The organism is Thermobifida halotolerans, assembly GCF_003574835.2.
GTDB classification, from domain to species: domain Bacteria; phylum Actinomycetota; class Actinomycetes; order Streptosporangiales; family Streptosporangiaceae; genus Thermobifida; species Thermobifida halotolerans.
Genome location: NZ_CP063196.1, coordinates 1,272,943 through 1,287,717 on the forward strand (window position 1 = coordinate 1,272,943; position 14,775 = coordinate 1,287,717).

At 72.3% G+C, this 14,775-nt stretch carries 11 protein-coding genes, 1 pseudogene and 1 CRISPR repeat array; of the genes and pseudogenes, 7 read left to right on the forward strand and 5 right to left on the reverse strand.

The features are described from left to right. Positions 1-110 precede the first annotated feature (110 nt). Positions 111-338, forward strand: coding sequence for a hypothetical protein (locus tag NI17_RS05605; protein WP_068692361.1), 228 nt, complete (start codon positions 111-113; stop codon positions 336-338). 203 nt (positions 339-541) lie between these two features. Here NI17_RS05605 and NI17_RS05610 read toward each other — a convergent pair. Together NI17_RS05610 and NI17_RS05615 are read right to left on the reverse strand one after the other, a co-directional pair. Then, positions 542-932: pseudogene (locus tag NI17_RS05610) on the reverse strand (IS982 family transposase); the annotation flags it as partial. A gap of 75 nt (positions 933-1,007) precedes the next feature. After that, positions 1,008-2,806: direct repeats of the CRISPR family, unit length 29 nt; unit sequence CGGTCCATCCCCACGTGCGTGGGGCTCAC. Positions 2,807-3,023: 217 nt separating this feature from the next. Beyond that, positions 3,024-4,598, reverse strand: coding sequence for a GAF domain-containing protein (locus NI17_RS05615; protein ID WP_243597632.1), 1,575 nt, complete (start codon positions 4,596-4,598; stop codon positions 3,024-3,026). 285 nt (positions 4,599-4,883) lie between these two features. On the opposite strand from NI17_RS05615, the gene exaC reads away from it, so the two are divergent. The 3 genes from exaC to NI17_RS05630 all read left to right on the forward strand — a co-directional run bounded on the left by exaC (position 4,884) and on the right by NI17_RS05630 (position 7,597). Continuing rightward, positions 4,884-6,407, forward strand: a complete 1,524-nt coding sequence (gene exaC / locus NI17_RS05620) for an acetaldehyde dehydrogenase ExaC (RefSeq protein ID WP_068692362.1) — start codon at positions 4,884-4,886, stop codon at positions 6,405-6,407. 26 nt (positions 6,408-6,433) lie between these two features. Next, positions 6,434-6,808: a DUF779 domain-containing protein gene (locus NI17_RS05625; RefSeq protein WP_084012690.1), complete on the forward strand. Its 375-nt coding sequence runs from the start codon at positions 6,434-6,436 to the stop codon at positions 6,806-6,808. A 216-nt stretch (positions 6,809-7,024) separates the two neighbouring features. After that, the gene (locus tag NI17_RS05630; RefSeq protein WP_068692366.1) at positions 7,025-7,597 is read left to right on the forward strand and encodes a TetR/AcrR family transcriptional regulator; all 573 of its coding nucleotides are present in this window, start codon (positions 7,025-7,027) and stop codon (positions 7,595-7,597) included. Between the two features lie 95 nt (positions 7,598-7,692). Here the strand turns inward: NI17_RS05630 and NI17_RS05635 are convergent, their stop codons facing one another. Beyond that, the gene (locus NI17_RS05635; RefSeq protein WP_068692368.1) at positions 7,693-8,493 is read right to left on the reverse strand and encodes an SDR family NAD(P)-dependent oxidoreductase; all 801 of its coding nucleotides are present in this window, start codon (positions 8,491-8,493) and stop codon (positions 7,693-7,695) included. Between the two features lie 56 nt (positions 8,494-8,549). Beyond that, positions 8,550-9,212, reverse strand: a complete 663-nt coding sequence (locus NI17_RS05640; protein ID WP_068692370.1) for a TetR/AcrR family transcriptional regulator — start codon at positions 9,210-9,212, stop codon at positions 8,550-8,552. A gap of 101 nt (positions 9,213-9,313) precedes the next feature. Between NI17_RS05640 and NI17_RS05645 the strand changes: the two genes are divergently transcribed. Together NI17_RS05645 and NI17_RS05650 are read left to right on the forward strand one after the other, a co-directional pair. Next, positions 9,314-11,479 carry an acyl-CoA dehydrogenase family protein gene (locus tag NI17_RS05645; RefSeq protein WP_119267763.1) on the forward strand — a complete coding sequence of 722 codons (2,166 nt, stop codon included), beginning with the start codon at positions 9,314-9,316 and terminating at the stop codon, positions 11,477-11,479. Beyond that, entirely contained in the window at positions 11,464-12,588 is a 1,125-nt protein-coding gene (locus tag NI17_RS05650; RefSeq protein ID WP_119267764.1) for a nitronate monooxygenase, read from the forward strand. The genes NI17_RS05645 and NI17_RS05650 overlap by 16 nt, the downstream gene beginning before the upstream one ends. Positions 12,589-12,665: 77 nt before the next feature. On the opposite strand, the gene NI17_RS05655 is transcribed toward NI17_RS05650, so the two are convergent. Then, complete coding sequence (locus NI17_RS05655) at positions 12,666-13,130, reverse strand: nuclear transport factor 2 family protein (protein ID WP_068692380.1); 465 nt, start codon at positions 13,128-13,130, stop codon at positions 12,666-12,668. A 172-nt stretch (positions 13,131-13,302) separates the two neighbouring features. On the opposite strand from NI17_RS05655, the gene NI17_RS05660 reads away from it, so the two are divergent. After that, entirely contained in the window at positions 13,303-14,772 is a 1,470-nt protein-coding gene (locus NI17_RS05660) for an aldehyde dehydrogenase (RefSeq protein ID WP_068692382.1), read from the forward strand. Positions 14,773-14,775: the final 3 nt, after the last annotated feature.

Here is a 14,775-nt window from a genome sequence, read left to right on the forward strand (position 1 = left end):
TTGCAGCTGTCGAAATGAAGAGAATTCGATGGTAGTCCTAGAGTTTCACCAGTAAGCCTGAAGCCCCGCCGGATTACCTTCCGGCGGGGCTTCAGGGGTGCTTGACAGCAATGTTGACGGCAACGTCAGCGGACGACTGCTGCGGCGGGCGGGTCGTCAGGGTCGTCGTCCTGGCCGAGGGCATCGTCAAGGCTGTCGATGACTTGGCGCTGAAGGCGGAGTCGGACGTGGGCGTAGACGCCGGCGGTGACGCCGATGTGGGCGTGGCCCAACAACTCTTTGATGACGACGAGGGCGACAACTGGAAGCGCCCGCGTGTCACTGGTGGTGGATGTTAATGAAGTACGTGCATGTGGAGTCGCTGCAGGATCAGTACGGGTATCATCTGGACCCGCAAAATTACTTGCAGGTTCTCCCGTAACTTTCCGGAGATCTTCCCCCTGGTGCGGCGGCGTTTGCCACGGATCCCGATCACTACAACTTCCGAGGTTATCGGTGCGTTAAGGATCTAGATCGTTGATGGGGGTTGTGGGTGTGTTGGTCAGTGGTCGTAGGCGGTCAGGGAGCGTTTGACGGGGGGCACCGATCAGCCAGTTGTGCCAGGTGACGGCGCTGAGCGCGCAGATCCTCTGACACACCCTGGCCCACAGTCCCTCGGTGGTGCGCGCGTTGTGGCGTTCCAACCTGAGCTGGTTCTTCAGCGTCCAGATGATCGCCTCGATCCGCTGGCGCAGCCAGGACGGAAACACCTTCACTTCGGGTTCGGGCTCGTCTGCGCGCACCGGGCGGATGAGCGGATGGCCCAGGCCAGCGGCCGCGTTCTCGATCTTGGCTCCGGCGAAGCCCTTGTCGCACACGATCGGGGCCGGACCGGGGGCGCACCGTTGGACGTGCAGCAGGTGCCGGGCCTGGGCGCGTTCGTCCAGCTCCTTGATAGGGGGAAATCGGACGACACCGCCCACTCCTCGACCCGGCTCGTCCGGGTCAGCACACCGGGATCCAGTTGGGAGTCCATCCCCACGTGCGTGGGGCTTACGCGGGAAAGAGAGGGGCGGCCAAGGCTGTGGTCGGTCCATCCCCACGTGCGTGGGGCTCACAAGTAGTGGCCGGAGGGCAGCGGGAACGGGTGCAGTCCATCCCCACGTGCGTGGGGCTCACTTGACCACGTCCAGGACCTCGGCGTCGGGTCGCGGTCCATCCCCACGTGCGTGGGGCTCACGCTACCGGTCACCGCGAGAAGTTTCTCAGCGACGGTCCATCCCCACGTGCGTGGGGCTCACCCGCAGGACCCGCTGGGGGTCGCGGCGATCCGCGGTCCATCCCCACGTGCGTGGGGCTCACCCGCAGGACCCGCTGGGGGTCGCGGCGATCCGCGGTCCATCCCCACGTGCGTGGGGCTCACCCGCAGGACCCGCTGGGGGTCGCGGCGATCCGCGGTCCATCCCCACGTGCGTGGGGCTCACGTACCCGTACCGCCCCGCCTCACCGGGATGGGCGGTCCATCCCCACGTGCGTGGGGCTCACTCGTCGATCGGGTGGGTGCGCAGCGGCCCGTGCGGTCCATCCCCACGTGCGTGGGGCTCACCCAACCTCCGGGGTGTCCGCAGCAGCCTCAACAGGTCCATCCCCACGTGCGTGGGGCTCACACGGTGGCTGAGCTGAGTGGCGTGGGCGAGGACGGTCCATCCCCACGTGCGTGGGGCTCACCTGAACGGCACGTCGACATGGTCAGGTGTCAGCGGTCCATCCCCACGTGCGTGGGGCTCACACGGTGGCTGAGCTGAGTGGCGTGGGCGAGGACGGTCCATCCCCACGTGCGTGGGGCTCACCTGAACGGCACGTCGACATGGTCAGGTGTCAGCGGTCCATCCCCACGTGCGTGGGGCTCACACGGTGGCTGAGCTGAGTGGCGTGGGCGAGGACGGTCCATCCCCACGTGCGTGGGGCTCACCTGAACGGCACGTCGACATGGTCAGGTGTCAGCGGTCCATCCCCACGTGCGTGGGGCTCACACGGTGGCTGAGCTGAGTGGCGTGGGCGAGGACGGTCCATCCCCACGTGCGTGGGGCTCACACAATCCCGTTGACGATGCCCATCACCGCCGACGGTCCATCCCCACGTGCGTGGGGCTCACGCTGCCCAGGTGGCGGCTATTTCTAGTGGCGACGGTCCATCCCCACGTGCGTGGGGCTCACGCGGTGGCTGGCGCCCCAGGCCACCTTCGCCAGCGGTCCATCCCCACGTGCGTGGGGCTCACCCAGTTGGTCTTCGGACGTGGCATGGCGGTGCCGGTCCATCCCCACGTGCGTGGGGCTCACCGATGATGCGCCACTCCATCATGTCCATTTCGCGGTCCATCCCCACGTGCGTGGGGCTCACCCGCGCCACCCCCTACGCGGCCGGACTGAGTCCGGTCCATCCCCACGTGCGTGGGGCTCACCCAGCGATCTGGGCGGCGTAGTCGTCATCAGCCGGTCCATCCCCACGTGCGTGGGGCTCACTGCAACGCGATGTGCGCGGCCACCACCGAGTCCGGTCCATCCCCACGTGCGTGGGGCTCACGACCGCAAAGGCCGGCCCCTCTACCGGGGACGCGGTCCATCCCCACGTGCGTGGGGCTCACCCGTCCACGGTGTGCTTACGCAACGCACCGTCCGGTCCATCCCCACGTGCGTGGGGCTCACTCACTGTTGACATTGATCCGGAACGGCCGATCCGGTCCATCCCCACGTGCGTGGGGCTCACCGAGCCCGCCGACTACACGTGGACGTGGGACGCGGTCCATCCCCACGTGCGTGGGGCTCACAGAAGTTGACCTGCGGTTTTGTGGAGCGTTATCTCCGCGTTATCCACCCCGCGAGTGGCCTCCACCCACAGGACCACTCTAGACCAGCTTTGCGGAAACGTCCCGCTCACGGCGGGCTCGCCCGCTACGTTCCGCGCGTACCGGGACGACGCCGTGACCAGTGGGGGAGTGGGGGCGGACGTCCGGACCGCTCTCTGTTTCCCGGAGTGGCCTCGTCCTAACCGTCGGACGCCAGCAGGGCGCGGAGCCGTTCGAGCGCGCTGGCCCGGCGCGGGGAGGTGCGGGGCAGGGACGCGACCAGGGCCTCCAGCACCTGTGCGTCCTCCCGGCCCAGGTCGCGGCAGGCGAGCTGCCACAGCAGCTCGCTGTCGCCGAGTTCCAGGACACTGGTGCGCAGGGTGGCCGCGACCTCGTCGCGCACCGTGCGGACGCCGGGCGCCTCCGAGCGGCCCAGCAGCTCGCCCCGGTAGGCGGCCAGGGCCGCGCGCACGTCGCCCGCGGCGAGCCGGTCGCGCACCCATAGCAGGTCGCAGTCGGGGACGGCGGCGAGCCGGTAGGGGCGGGGCAGCAGGACGCGCTGGCCGAGCTGGGCGCGTAGCCGGTGCACCTCGACGCGGACGGTGGTGGGGTTGCCGTCCTCGCCGTAGAGCCCCAGGGCGAGCTGCTCGGCGGTGCGTCCCTCCGGGTGCAGCGCCAGCAGGGCCAGGATCTCGGCGTGCCGCAGCGACACCGGGACGCACCGGCCGCCCAGCCGGACCGCGGGAGCGTTCGGACCCAGCAGGCGCAGGGCCAGCGTCCGGGGGGAGGGCGGCGCGGCCGCTGCCTGGGACACCGGCCGCCGACCGGACTTCGAGGGATTGGACGAGGAGCGCGCCCGTGGCCGGGGCAGCCGCAGCAGCCACCCCTCGGTCAGCGGCTCCAGCGTGCCGTGCACGCCGCCGCCCAGGTCGACGCGGCCGTCGCCGGTGGTGTCCACCCGGTCGGGCAGTGCGACGGGGCAGTCATCGCGCCGGTGCGTGGCGACGACGCGGCCGCTCCCGCTGAGCAGCGCCCCCGGCTGTCCGCCGAGGCGGCGCAGCTCGGGCAGGCGGCGTTCCCGCAGCCGCTGGTCCGCGGCCATCATCCGCAGCCGCAGTTCCTTCTCGGCGAGCTCGGACGCGGCCGACACCAGTTGCACCATCGCCGGGTGCACGCTGTCCTGCTGGCCGCTGACGTCGACGGTGCCCAGCAGGCGGCCGGTGTCGGGGTCGGTGATCGGGCAGGCCGCGCAGGTCCAGGTGTGGTAGGCGCGCACCAGGTGTTCGGCCGCGTAGATCTGCACGGGCCGGCCGGTGGCCAGCGCGGTGCCCATGGCGTTGGTGCCGATGGTGTCCTCGCGCCACTGGGTGCCCTCGGTGAGCAGCACCCGGTCGGCCGCGCCGCGCACCGGTGCGGCGCCCTCGCGCCACAGGATGCGGCCGTCGGCGTCGGTGACGATGAGCAGTTGGGCGGAGGCGTCCACCGCGGCGTCCAAGACGCGGCGCAGGGTCGGCACCACGGCGGCCAGCGGATGGCCGGAGCGTACCTCGCGCAGTTCGTCGGGGTCGTAGACCAGGGGCGGGGCGCTGCCCTCGGGATCGACCCTGGCCCGCAGGGAGCGGCCCCAGGACGCGGAGACCACGGAACGCAGGTCGCGGCTGCTTCGTGTGCCGCCGAGCACGTCGTCGTAGGCGCGGTGCAGCGCGCGGAGGGAGGGCCGCTGCGGTGCCCGTGCGCGGCCCTGCCGAGAGTGGGACCCGGAAGAAACGGACACGTTGTCACCGTCCGGTGGGCAGAGCGGTCGTGGCGTGCGGGTGCCAGACGCGTCCGGCGTCTGGCGGCCATGCTGCGGATCATGACCGCAAAACGCCTGGAAGGCAAGCCCCCTTTGGGCCCTGCTCGCGCGGTTCGCGGCGGCGCGCCGCCGGTCCTTCCGCGGTGATCTGGGTCACGTCGGTCCGTCCGGTGGGACGGGGCCGGATGCAACGAGACTGCAACGCTCCCGCTCCTAGTGTGGCGCAGCACACACCCCAACCGTGTCTGCAGGAGGGAAACGGCAGTGACCGTCTACGCGGCGCCGGGCACGACCGGCAGCATCGTCGAGTACCGGTCCCGGTACGACAACTTCATCGGCGGCGAGTACGTGCCCCCGGTCAAGGGAGACTACTTCGCCAACGTCACCCCCGTCACCGGGCGCCCCTTCACCGAGGTCGCCCGCAGCACCGCCGAGGACGTGGACCGGGCGGTGGACGCCGCCGAGAAGGCCGCGCCCGCGTGGGGGCGCACCTCCCCGGCGGAGCGCGCGCTCGTCCTCAACCGCATCGCCGACCGGGTCGAGGCCAGCCTGGAGAAGCTGGCGGTCGCCGAGACCTGGGAGAACGGCAAGCCGGTGCGCGAGACCCTCGCCGCTGACCTGCCGCTGGTCGTGGACCACTTCCGCTACTTCGCGGGGGCGATCCGCGCCCAGGAGGGCCGCACCTCCCAGATCGACGACACCACCGTGGCCTACCACTTCAACGAACCGCTGGGCGTGGTCGGGCAGATCATCCCGTGGAACTTCCCGCTGCTCATGGCGGCGTGGAAGCTCGCCCCGGCGCTGGCGGCGGGCAACGCCGTGGTGCTCAAGCCGGCCGAGCAGACCCCCGCCTCCATCCACCTGCTGGTGGAGCTGGTCGCCGACCTGCTCCCGGCGGGCGTGCTCAACGTGGTCAACGGCTTCGGCGCGGAGGCGGGCAGGCCGTTGGCGCAGCACAGCCGGGTCCGCAAGGTCGCCTTCACCGGCGAGACCACCACGGGACGGCTGATCATGCAGTACGCCAGCGAGAACCTGATCCCGGTGACGCTGGAGCTGGGCGGCAAGAGCCCCAACATCTTCTTCTCCGACGTGGCCGCCGAGCGGGACGCGTTCTACGACAAGGCGCTGGAGGGCTTCGCGCTGTTCGCGCTGAACTCCGGCGAGGTGTGCACCTGCCCGTCGCGGGCGCTGGTCCAGGCCGACATCTACGACGCCTTCCTCGCCGACGCCGTGGAGCGGACCCGCGCGATCAGGACGGGCAACCCGCTGGACACCGAGACGATGATCGGCGCGCAGGCCAGCAACGACCAGTTGGAGAAGATCCTGTCCTACATCGACATCGGCAGGCAGGAGGGCGCGAAGGTCCTGCTGGGCGGGGAGCGCCTGGAGCACGAGGGCGACCTGGCGGGCGGCTACTACGTGGCGCCGACGGTCTTCGAGGGCCACAACGGGATGCGGATCTTCCAGGAGGAGATCTTCGGCCCGGTGGTCTCGGTGACCCGGTTCGACGACTACGCCGACGCCGTCGCGATCGCCAACGACACCCTGTACGGACTGGGCGCGGGCGTGTGGTCGCGCAGCGGCACCACCGCCTACCGGGCGGGCCGCGACATCCAGGCGGGCCGGGTGTGGGTGAACAACTACCACGCCTACCCGGCGCACGCCGCCTTCGGGGGCTACAAGCAGTCGGGCATCGGCCGGGAGAACCACCACATGATGCTGCAGCACTACCAGCAGACCAAGAACCTGCTGGTCAGCTACTCGGATAACGCGCTGGGGCTGTTCTAGCCGTGGACGCGGGCCGAGTCGGGCGCGTGTCGCTGACCGGTGCGGCGGCCGAGTTGCTGGTCCGCCTCACCGAGCGGCACGGCCCGCTGATGTTCCACCAGTCGGGCGGCTGCTGCGACGGCAGTTCGCCGATGTGCTACCCGGAGGGCGAGTTCCGGATCGGCGCGTCCGACGTGCACCTGGGCGACCTGCGGGTCGGAGGACTGGAGCGGCCGGTCCCGGTGTGGATGTCGAAGGCGCAGTTCGCCTACTGGCGGCACACCCACCTGACCATCGACGTGGTTCCGGGGCGGGGCGGCGGCTTCTCGGTGGAGGCGCCCGAGGGGGTGCGGTTCCTGATCCGCTCCCGGCTGCTGACCGAGGAGGAGCTGTCCGCGCTGGAGCGGTGCGAGGAGGGCTGATCCGCGGCGGGCGGGGCGTCGGCGCGGGCCCCGCCCGCCGCTCTTCCCGGCCGGTCGTCTTGTGGCGGGACCGGTTTGCTCCCCTACCTACCGATAGGTAGGGTGAGGGTGTTCCCGGGTTCGGTCCACGCCCGCGGTCCAACGGGATCCGTGGCGGAGGGGCCGGACCCGACCGCCCCGGGGCGCTGTCCGCCGCGCCCCACCACCTCGGGAGGCATGGTGACCACCACCGGCACCAGGAATCGGATCATGGAGGCGTTCCGGAAGCAGTTGGCCGCCAACGGCTACCCCGGCATCTCCCTCACGGCCGTCGCCGAGGAGGCCGGGATCCGGAAGGCGTCCCTCTACCACCACTTCCCCAGGGGCAAGGACGAACTGTACGCGGCGGTCACGCGCGGCTTCGTCCAGGCCCAGCGCGCCCGCCTCACCGCCGCGCTCGCGGCGGGAGGGGACCTGCGCGCCCGGCTCGTCAGGCTCGCCGACGCCGCGGCCGACCCCTCGGGGGAGGTGGTCTCCTTCGAGCAGCGACTGTTCGACGCGCTGCCGTTCGTCGACGAGGAGACCAGGGACGCGGTCTCCGAGGAGTACGTCGAGGGGGTGCTGCGACCGGTGGTGCCGCTGTTCAGGGAGGCGGTGGAGTCGGGGGAGCTGACCGGGGCCGACCCCGAGTTCCTGATGAACGCCTTCTTCCACCTGGCCCGCGTCTCCGACATGCGGCCGGCGGGCGAGCCGACCGCCGAACTGGTCGCCGACCTGTTCCTCGACGGGGCCCGCGCGAGGAACGACTGAGAGGCTGCCGGGCCCGCGTGCGGCGGGAGGGCGCCGGGACCGCCTGTGGCGCCTCCGCCCCCGCGGTCGCCGCGGTGGCGGGCGCCGCAGCGCCGTCAGGCGGGCAGTGTGCCGACCGCGCTGCGGCCGCCGTCGACGGTGTAGACGCCGCCGGTGATCCAGTCGGCCTCGTCACTGGCGAGGAAGAGGGCCAGGGAGGCGATGTCGTCGACCGTGCCGAGGCGGCCCAGGGGGTAGTTGCGTGCGGCGGCGGCGTTGGCCTCCTCGACGGTGGCCGCGGTGAGACCGCGTTTCCGGCGGGACCGCTCCACCAGCGGGGTGTAGACGCCTCCCGGGCAGATCGCGTTGACGCGGATGTTGTCGGGGGCGTAGGCGGCGGCCATCTGCCGGGTGATGGAGACGACGCCGCCCTTGGCCGCGGCGTAGGGGAAGATGCCGGGGATGCCGATGAGGCCGCCGACGCTGGCCTGGTTGATGACGGCGCCCCGTCCGCGCTCGACCATGTGCGGCAGCGCGTACCTGGAGGTCAGCCACACGCCCTTGAGATTGACGGCGATGACCCGGTCCCACTCCTCCTCGGTGGTGTCGGCGGCGTCACCGGAGCCGGAGACGCCCGCGTTGGCGAAGACGACGTCGATGCGGCCGAAGCGGGCGAGGGTGTCGGCGGTCATCCGCTCGGCGTCGGCCGCGGAGGAGACGTCGGCGGCCAGGGCGATCGCGGCGCCGCCCGCCTCGGTGATCTGCGCGGCGACCCGTCCGGCCGCGTCGGCGTCGAGGTCGACGCAGGCGAGTGAGGCGCCCTCGGCGGCGAAGCGCAGCGCGCTGGCGCGGCCGAAGCCCGACCCGGCGCCGGTGATCAGCGCGACCCTGTCCGCCAACCGTCCTGGTGTCGTCATGGGGGGAGTGCCTCCTGGAAACGCCGACAATACGATGAGTTCAAATATTTTGATTATCATCGAATTGTGACGCTGTCCACATCCGCCTCCAAGGCACGGCCGGGCCGCTCGGCGGTGTGCGCGCGCAGTGAGGCGAGCAGGAAGTCGACCAGCCTCCGGGCGTAGCGGCGGCGGGCCGCGGCCTGCTGCCGGATGTGCTCGGGGGCGGCGAGCGAGTGGTTGACCACCGCGCCGTGGAGGGCGTCGAGCAGCAGGGACACCGGCGTGTGCGGGCTCAGTTCGCCCCGGGCGACGGCGCGCTTGACGATCGCCCGCGACGCCCGGATCTGCGACTCGCGCACCCGCTGCCAGCGTTCGGCGATGCCCGGGGTGAGGCGCGACTCCACCGCCATGCGCCGCGCCGCCAGTCCGTCGGGGCCGTGGAACAGTTCCATCAGCAGGTCGGCGAACTCCAGCAGGTCGGTGTGGACGTCGCCGTTGTCGATCTCGGCGATCGGCGCGAAACGGCTGGCCACCGCCTCGGTCAGCAGTTCCTCCTTGCTGCTCCAGCGCAGGTAGAGCGAGGCCTTGCCGACCCCGGCCGCGCGTGCCACGGCCTCCATGCTGAAGCCCGACCAGCCGAGCCGGCCGAACACCTGGAGGGCGGCCGCGGTGATCCGCCGGTCCACGTCCGGGTCGCGGGGGCGTCCGCTGCGGTCCTTGCGAGGGGGCGTGTCCATGCGCTCCAGGGTCGCACACCGGGGGACGCGGGTTGACTTACTGAACGACTACTGTTCATTATCAGTTTTTGTGTACGTCAACCGTTCAGTAAAGAGGGCACGTGTCTACCGGATTCAGCGCTGAGGCGGAGGACTTCGGCCGCACCGTCGCCGACGTCCTCGCCGACCTGTGGGGGGACGCCACCGCGGCGCCCGACGGCGACCTCGCCCGGCTGTGGAAGACCGCCGCCGCGCAGGGATGGTTCGAGCTCGCCTCCGAGCGGGCCCTGGACTTCCTGGTCGCCGCGGTCCGCGAACTCGGCAGGCGGGCCTGCCCGCTGCCGGTCGTCGACGCCTACGTCGCCGGGCTGCTGCTCGGCGCCGACCACGCCGAGCGGGTCGCCTCCGGGCGGCTGCGCCCCGTCGTCGCGGTCGTCGACGACCCCGGCACGGACACGGCCGACCACTGCGAGGCCGCCCCGCACGCCACCCACGTCCTGCTGGTGCACCCCGGCAGCGGGCGGGTGCGGCTGGCACCGATCAGCCGGGTCGAGCCGACCCCCGGACTGGCGGTGCCCGCCTGGTCGCGGGTGGGCGTCGCCGAACCGGAGACCGAACTGCGGGCCGAGGCCGCGCTGATCGACGACGCCCTGGCGGTGTGGACCCTGGGACTGGCGGTGCGGGCGCTGGGCGCGGCCGGGCGCGGCCACGAACTGGCCGTCGCCCACGCCGCCACGCGGGAGCAGTTCGGCCGCGTCATCGGCGGCTTCGGCGCGGTGCAGCAGCGGGTCGCCGCCTGCCACATCGAGGTCGGCGCGGCCGAGGCGCTCGTCAAGGACGCGGTCGGCCACGGCCTGGCGGAGAGCGGCGAGTGGACGCTGGCCGCGGCGCTGGCCGTGCGCTACGTCGGCGACACGGCCACGTCGGTCATGTTCGGCGCGCAGCACACCCTGGGCGCGATCGGGTTCTTCGAGGAGCACGAGGCCGCCTGGCTGTTCCGCCGGGTGCACGCCGACGTGGCGCGGCTGCGCGCGGCGGCCCGCCACGCCACCGGGGTCAGCCGCGCACTGGTGGAGCAGGGCCGCTCGCTGCCGTCCTTCCACCTCGGCGAGGCCGCCGAGGAGTTTCGCTCCCGCATCCGCGCGCTGCTCGCCGAGCACCGCGTCGTCGACGGACACGGCCGTCAGGACCACGACCGGGAGCGGCTGCGCGCGGCGATGGCCGAGCGCGGACTGTTCAGCCTCGGCTGGCCCGTCGAGGAGGGCGGCCGGGAGGCCGGGGTCGCCGAGCAGGCCGTCCTCAACGAGGAGATGAAGTACGCGCGCGGCCCGGTCGACCGCGCGATGAGCGCCGCGATGCTGCTGGGCCACTCGATCCTGAAGCACGGCACCCCGGAGCAGAAGGCGGAGTTCCTGCCGCTGATCCGACGCGGCGAGATGCGCTTCTGCCTGGGCTACAGCGAACCGGAGGCGGGGTCGGACCTGGCGTCCCTGCGCACCGGGGCGGTCCGCGACGGCGACCACTGGGTCGTCAACGGCCAGAAGTCGTGGACCACCAGGGCGCACACCGCCAGCCACGTGTGGCTGGCGGTGCGCACCGATCCCGACGCGGTGCCCCGCCACGCGGGCATCACGATCTTCCTGGTGCCGATGGACACCCCCGGCATCACGGTCCAGCGGCACACCGCGCTGTCCGGTGAGGTCTCCTGCACCGTGTTCTACGACGACGTGCGGGTGCCCGACAGCGCGCGCGTGGGCGAGGTCAACGGCGGCTGGCGGGTCATCACCGACGCCCTGGCGGCCGAGCGCGTCGTCATGGGCGGGGTCGCCGCCACACTGCTGCGCCAGCTCGACGACCTGCTGGAGCACCTGCGCACCGACCCCGAGCGGATGCTGGGGGCGGACGGCTCGGGCAAGCGGGAGCGGCTGGAGTCCCTGGCGGCCCGGCTCCAGGCCGCCCGCGCCCTCGTGCTGGAGGCGACGCGGGCCATGGCCGGGGGCGGGGGCTCGGACCTGGCCGCCCCGATGGCCGGGGTCCTCGGCGGCGAACTCGCCGAGGACTTCGGCCAGGGCGTGCTGGAACTGCTGGGCCCGGACGCGGCGCTGGGCGCGGACGTGCCCCGCGCCCCCGGCGGCGGCGTGTTCGAGCGGGCGCTGCGCACCTCGCCGATGTTCGTCATCGGAGGGGGCACCAACGACATCCAGCGCGCGATCGTCGCGCGCGGCCTGGGCCTGCCGCGCGAGGAGCGCGCGGCGCGCGGAAGGGGCGCCGGATGCGGACCGCGCTGACCGACATGCTCGGCGTCGACGTCCCCCTGGTCGGGTTCAACCGCTCCCCGGGAGTGGTCGCCGAGGTCACCAGGGCGGGCGGCTTCGGGGTGCTGGCCGCCACCTCCTACAGCCCCGAGGAGTTGGACGTCCAGCTCACCTGGATCGAGGAGCGGGTGCAGGGGCGGCCCTACGGCGTGGACCTGCTGGTGCCCGCCACGACGACGGTCGGCGACCCGGCCGACCTCGTGGCGAGCCTGCGCGCGCAGATCCCCGCCGAGCACATCGAGTTCGTCCGGGGCCTGCTGGAGCGCTACGGCGTGGACCCCGGCGACCTGTCCCGGGGGTTCGGCGCGGCCGACGACCAGGTCGAGGGCATCGCCCCGACGGGGGTGGAGGCGCTGCTGGACGTCGCGTTCTCCCACGACATCTCCCTGGTCGCCAACGCGCTCGGACCGCCGCCGCCGTCACTGGTGGAGCGCGGCAGGAAGGCGGGAGTCGCGGTGGCCGCGCTGGTCGGCAGGGCCGAACACGCGCTCAGGCAGCTCGACGCCGGGGTGGACCTGCTGGTCGCGCAGGGCACGGAGGCGGGCGGGCACACCGGCACCGTCGCCACCATGGTGCTCACCCCCGAGATCGTCCACATCGCCGGGGACACGCCGGTGCTGGCGGCGGGCGGGATCGCCTCGGGCGCTCAGATGGCCGCGGCGCTGGCGCTGGGCGCGGCGGGCGTGTGGTGCGGGTCGGTGTGGCTGAACAGCGTCGAGGACATCACGCCGGTGCACGTCAAGCGGAAGTTCCAGACCGCGGCCAGCACCGACACGGTGCGTTCGCGCACCCGCACCGGCAAGCCCGCCCGTCAACTGCGCAGCGCCTGGCACGACGAGTGGGAGCGTCCCGGCAGCCCCGAGCCGCTGGGCATGCCGCTGCAGATGATGCTGGCCAAGGACGCCTGGCAGCGCATCGACGCGGCGGCCGAGGCGGGGGCGGAGGGCGCCCGGGAGCTGGAGTCGTTCTTCGTCGGGCAGGTCGTGGGCTCCTTCGAGGAGCCGCGGCCCACCGCCCGGATCGTCGCGGAGATCGCCGCCGAGTGCGAGGAGCGCATCGCCGGCCTCTGGCGGATGCTGTGACCGGCCGGGAGCGACGGGCCTTCGGGAGGGCGGGTCCGGGGCGGCGCCGCACCGCCGCCCCGGACCCCGGGGCGCGCTCAGGCGGCCCAGCCGGTGCCCAGGTCGGTGCCGACGTGCATGGTGATGGTCTTCTCCGCGATCAGCGCCTCGTCACCCGTGACGCGGATGCGGTCGACGTAGGTGCCCCAGCCGATGGCCGAGCGGTCGGCGCCGCGGCCGGTGAAGAGGAAGTAGGAGGCGATCTCCACCAGGCCCGGCTCCAGCCAGGTGGTTTCGGGGGCGACGATGAAGTGGCGCTTCTCCGCGGGGTCGATCTCCAGCAGCCTGCGGTAGAACTCCGCGATCCCCTGCCGCCCGGCGGCGTCGCCCCGCCGCGTGCGCAGCACGCCGTCCTCGGTGAACAGGGCCGCGACCTCCTCGGGGACGGGGTCGTCCAGGGCCGCGGCGTAGCGGTGCAGGTGGTTGCGCGCGGTCTCCATCTCCTCCAGCCGTTGGACGCGGCGCAGCAGGGCCGCCACGGCTTCCGGGTTCGTCGCGGTCATGGGTCGGTCTCCTCGTCTCGGTGAGCGCGGCGGGGCCGGGTGCGCCCGATCGCCGCAACAGCGCCCGGTGCGGGGTCGAACGGCCCCGCAAGGGGTTTGACCTCACACAACTATATGATTAACATCATCTTCATTATCATGAAATAGGCGTTTGTGGGAGAAACCGCAGGCGATGGAGGGTGAGAGCATCGTGTCTTTGACGGAGCGTCCGGAACTGTTCATCGGGGGACGCTGGGTCAGGAGCAGGGAAACCCGGCGGGTCGAGGTGCGCAACCCGGCCACCGGCGCCTACGTCGGAAGCGCCGCCCTGGCCTCGACCGCGGACATCGACGACGCCGTCGCCGCCGCCCGCGCCAGCTTCGACTCCGGCGTGTGGGCCGACACCCCGCCCGAGCGGCGTGCCGCGGTCCTGCACCGGGCCGCCGACCTGCTGGAGGCGCGCGCCCCCGAACTCGCCGGGCTCATCACCTCCGAGCTCGGCTGCCCGATCTGGTTCAGCGAGCGCGCCCACGTCCCCAACCCCATCCGCCACCTGCGCTACTACGCCGATCTGGCCAAGGACTTCAGCTACGACGAGCACCGCAGCGACGGCGCCAACACCAGCATCGTCACCCAGGTCCCCGTCGGTGTCGTCGCCGCCATCACCCCCTGGAACGGGCCGCTGAGCACCCCCGCGCTGAAGGTCGCCCCCGCCCTGGCCGCGGGCTGCTCGGTCGTCCTCAAGCAGCCGCCGGAGACCCCGCTGTCGGCCTACAACCTCGCCGACGCCCTCACCGAGGCGGGCCTGCCCGACGGCGTGCTCAACATCGTCCCCGCCGACCGCGCCGAAGGCGCCTACCTCGTCAACCACCCCCAGGTCGACAAGGTCGCCTTCACCGGAAGCTCGGCCGCGGGCAGGAAGATCATGGCCGACTGCGCCGAGCGGATCGCCCGGGTCACACTGGAACTCGGCGGCAAGTCCGCCGCGATCATTCTCGACGACGCCGACGTCGACAAGGTCGTTCCCGCCCTGCTGCCGATGGCGTTCATGGTCAACGGCCAGGCCTGCATCGCCCAGACCCGGCTGCTGGTGCCCCGCTCCCGCAAGGACGAGATCGTCGACGCGTTCGCCCGCGCGATCAGCGACCAGCGGGTCGGCGACCCCGCCGACCCCGCCACGATGATCGGCCCCATGGTCAGCCGGCGCCAGCAGGAACGCGTCGAGGGCTACATCGCCACCGGACGCTCCGAGGGCGCCCGCGTCGTCGTCGGCGGAGAGCGCCCCCGCCTGCCGTCGGAGCTGGCGGGCGGCTGGTTCGTCGCGCCCACCCTGCTCTCCGACGTCCACAACTCGATGCGCGTGGCCCAGGAGGAGATCTTCGGCCCCGTGCTCGCCGTCATCGACTACGGCAGCGACGAGGAGGCCGTCGCCATCGCCAACGACTCCGTCTACGGCCTGTCCGGCTCGGTGTGGAGCGGCGACGACGGACGCGCCCTGGCCGTCGCCCGCCGTATGCGCACCGGAATGGTCAGCCTCAACGGCCGGCCCCAGGCCTTCGGCACTCCCTTCGGCGGCTTCAAGCAGTCCGGCGTCGGCCGGGAGATGGGCCCCGAGGGATTCCGGGCCTACCTGGAGACCATGTCCATCGCCGTCGGCTCCTGACGC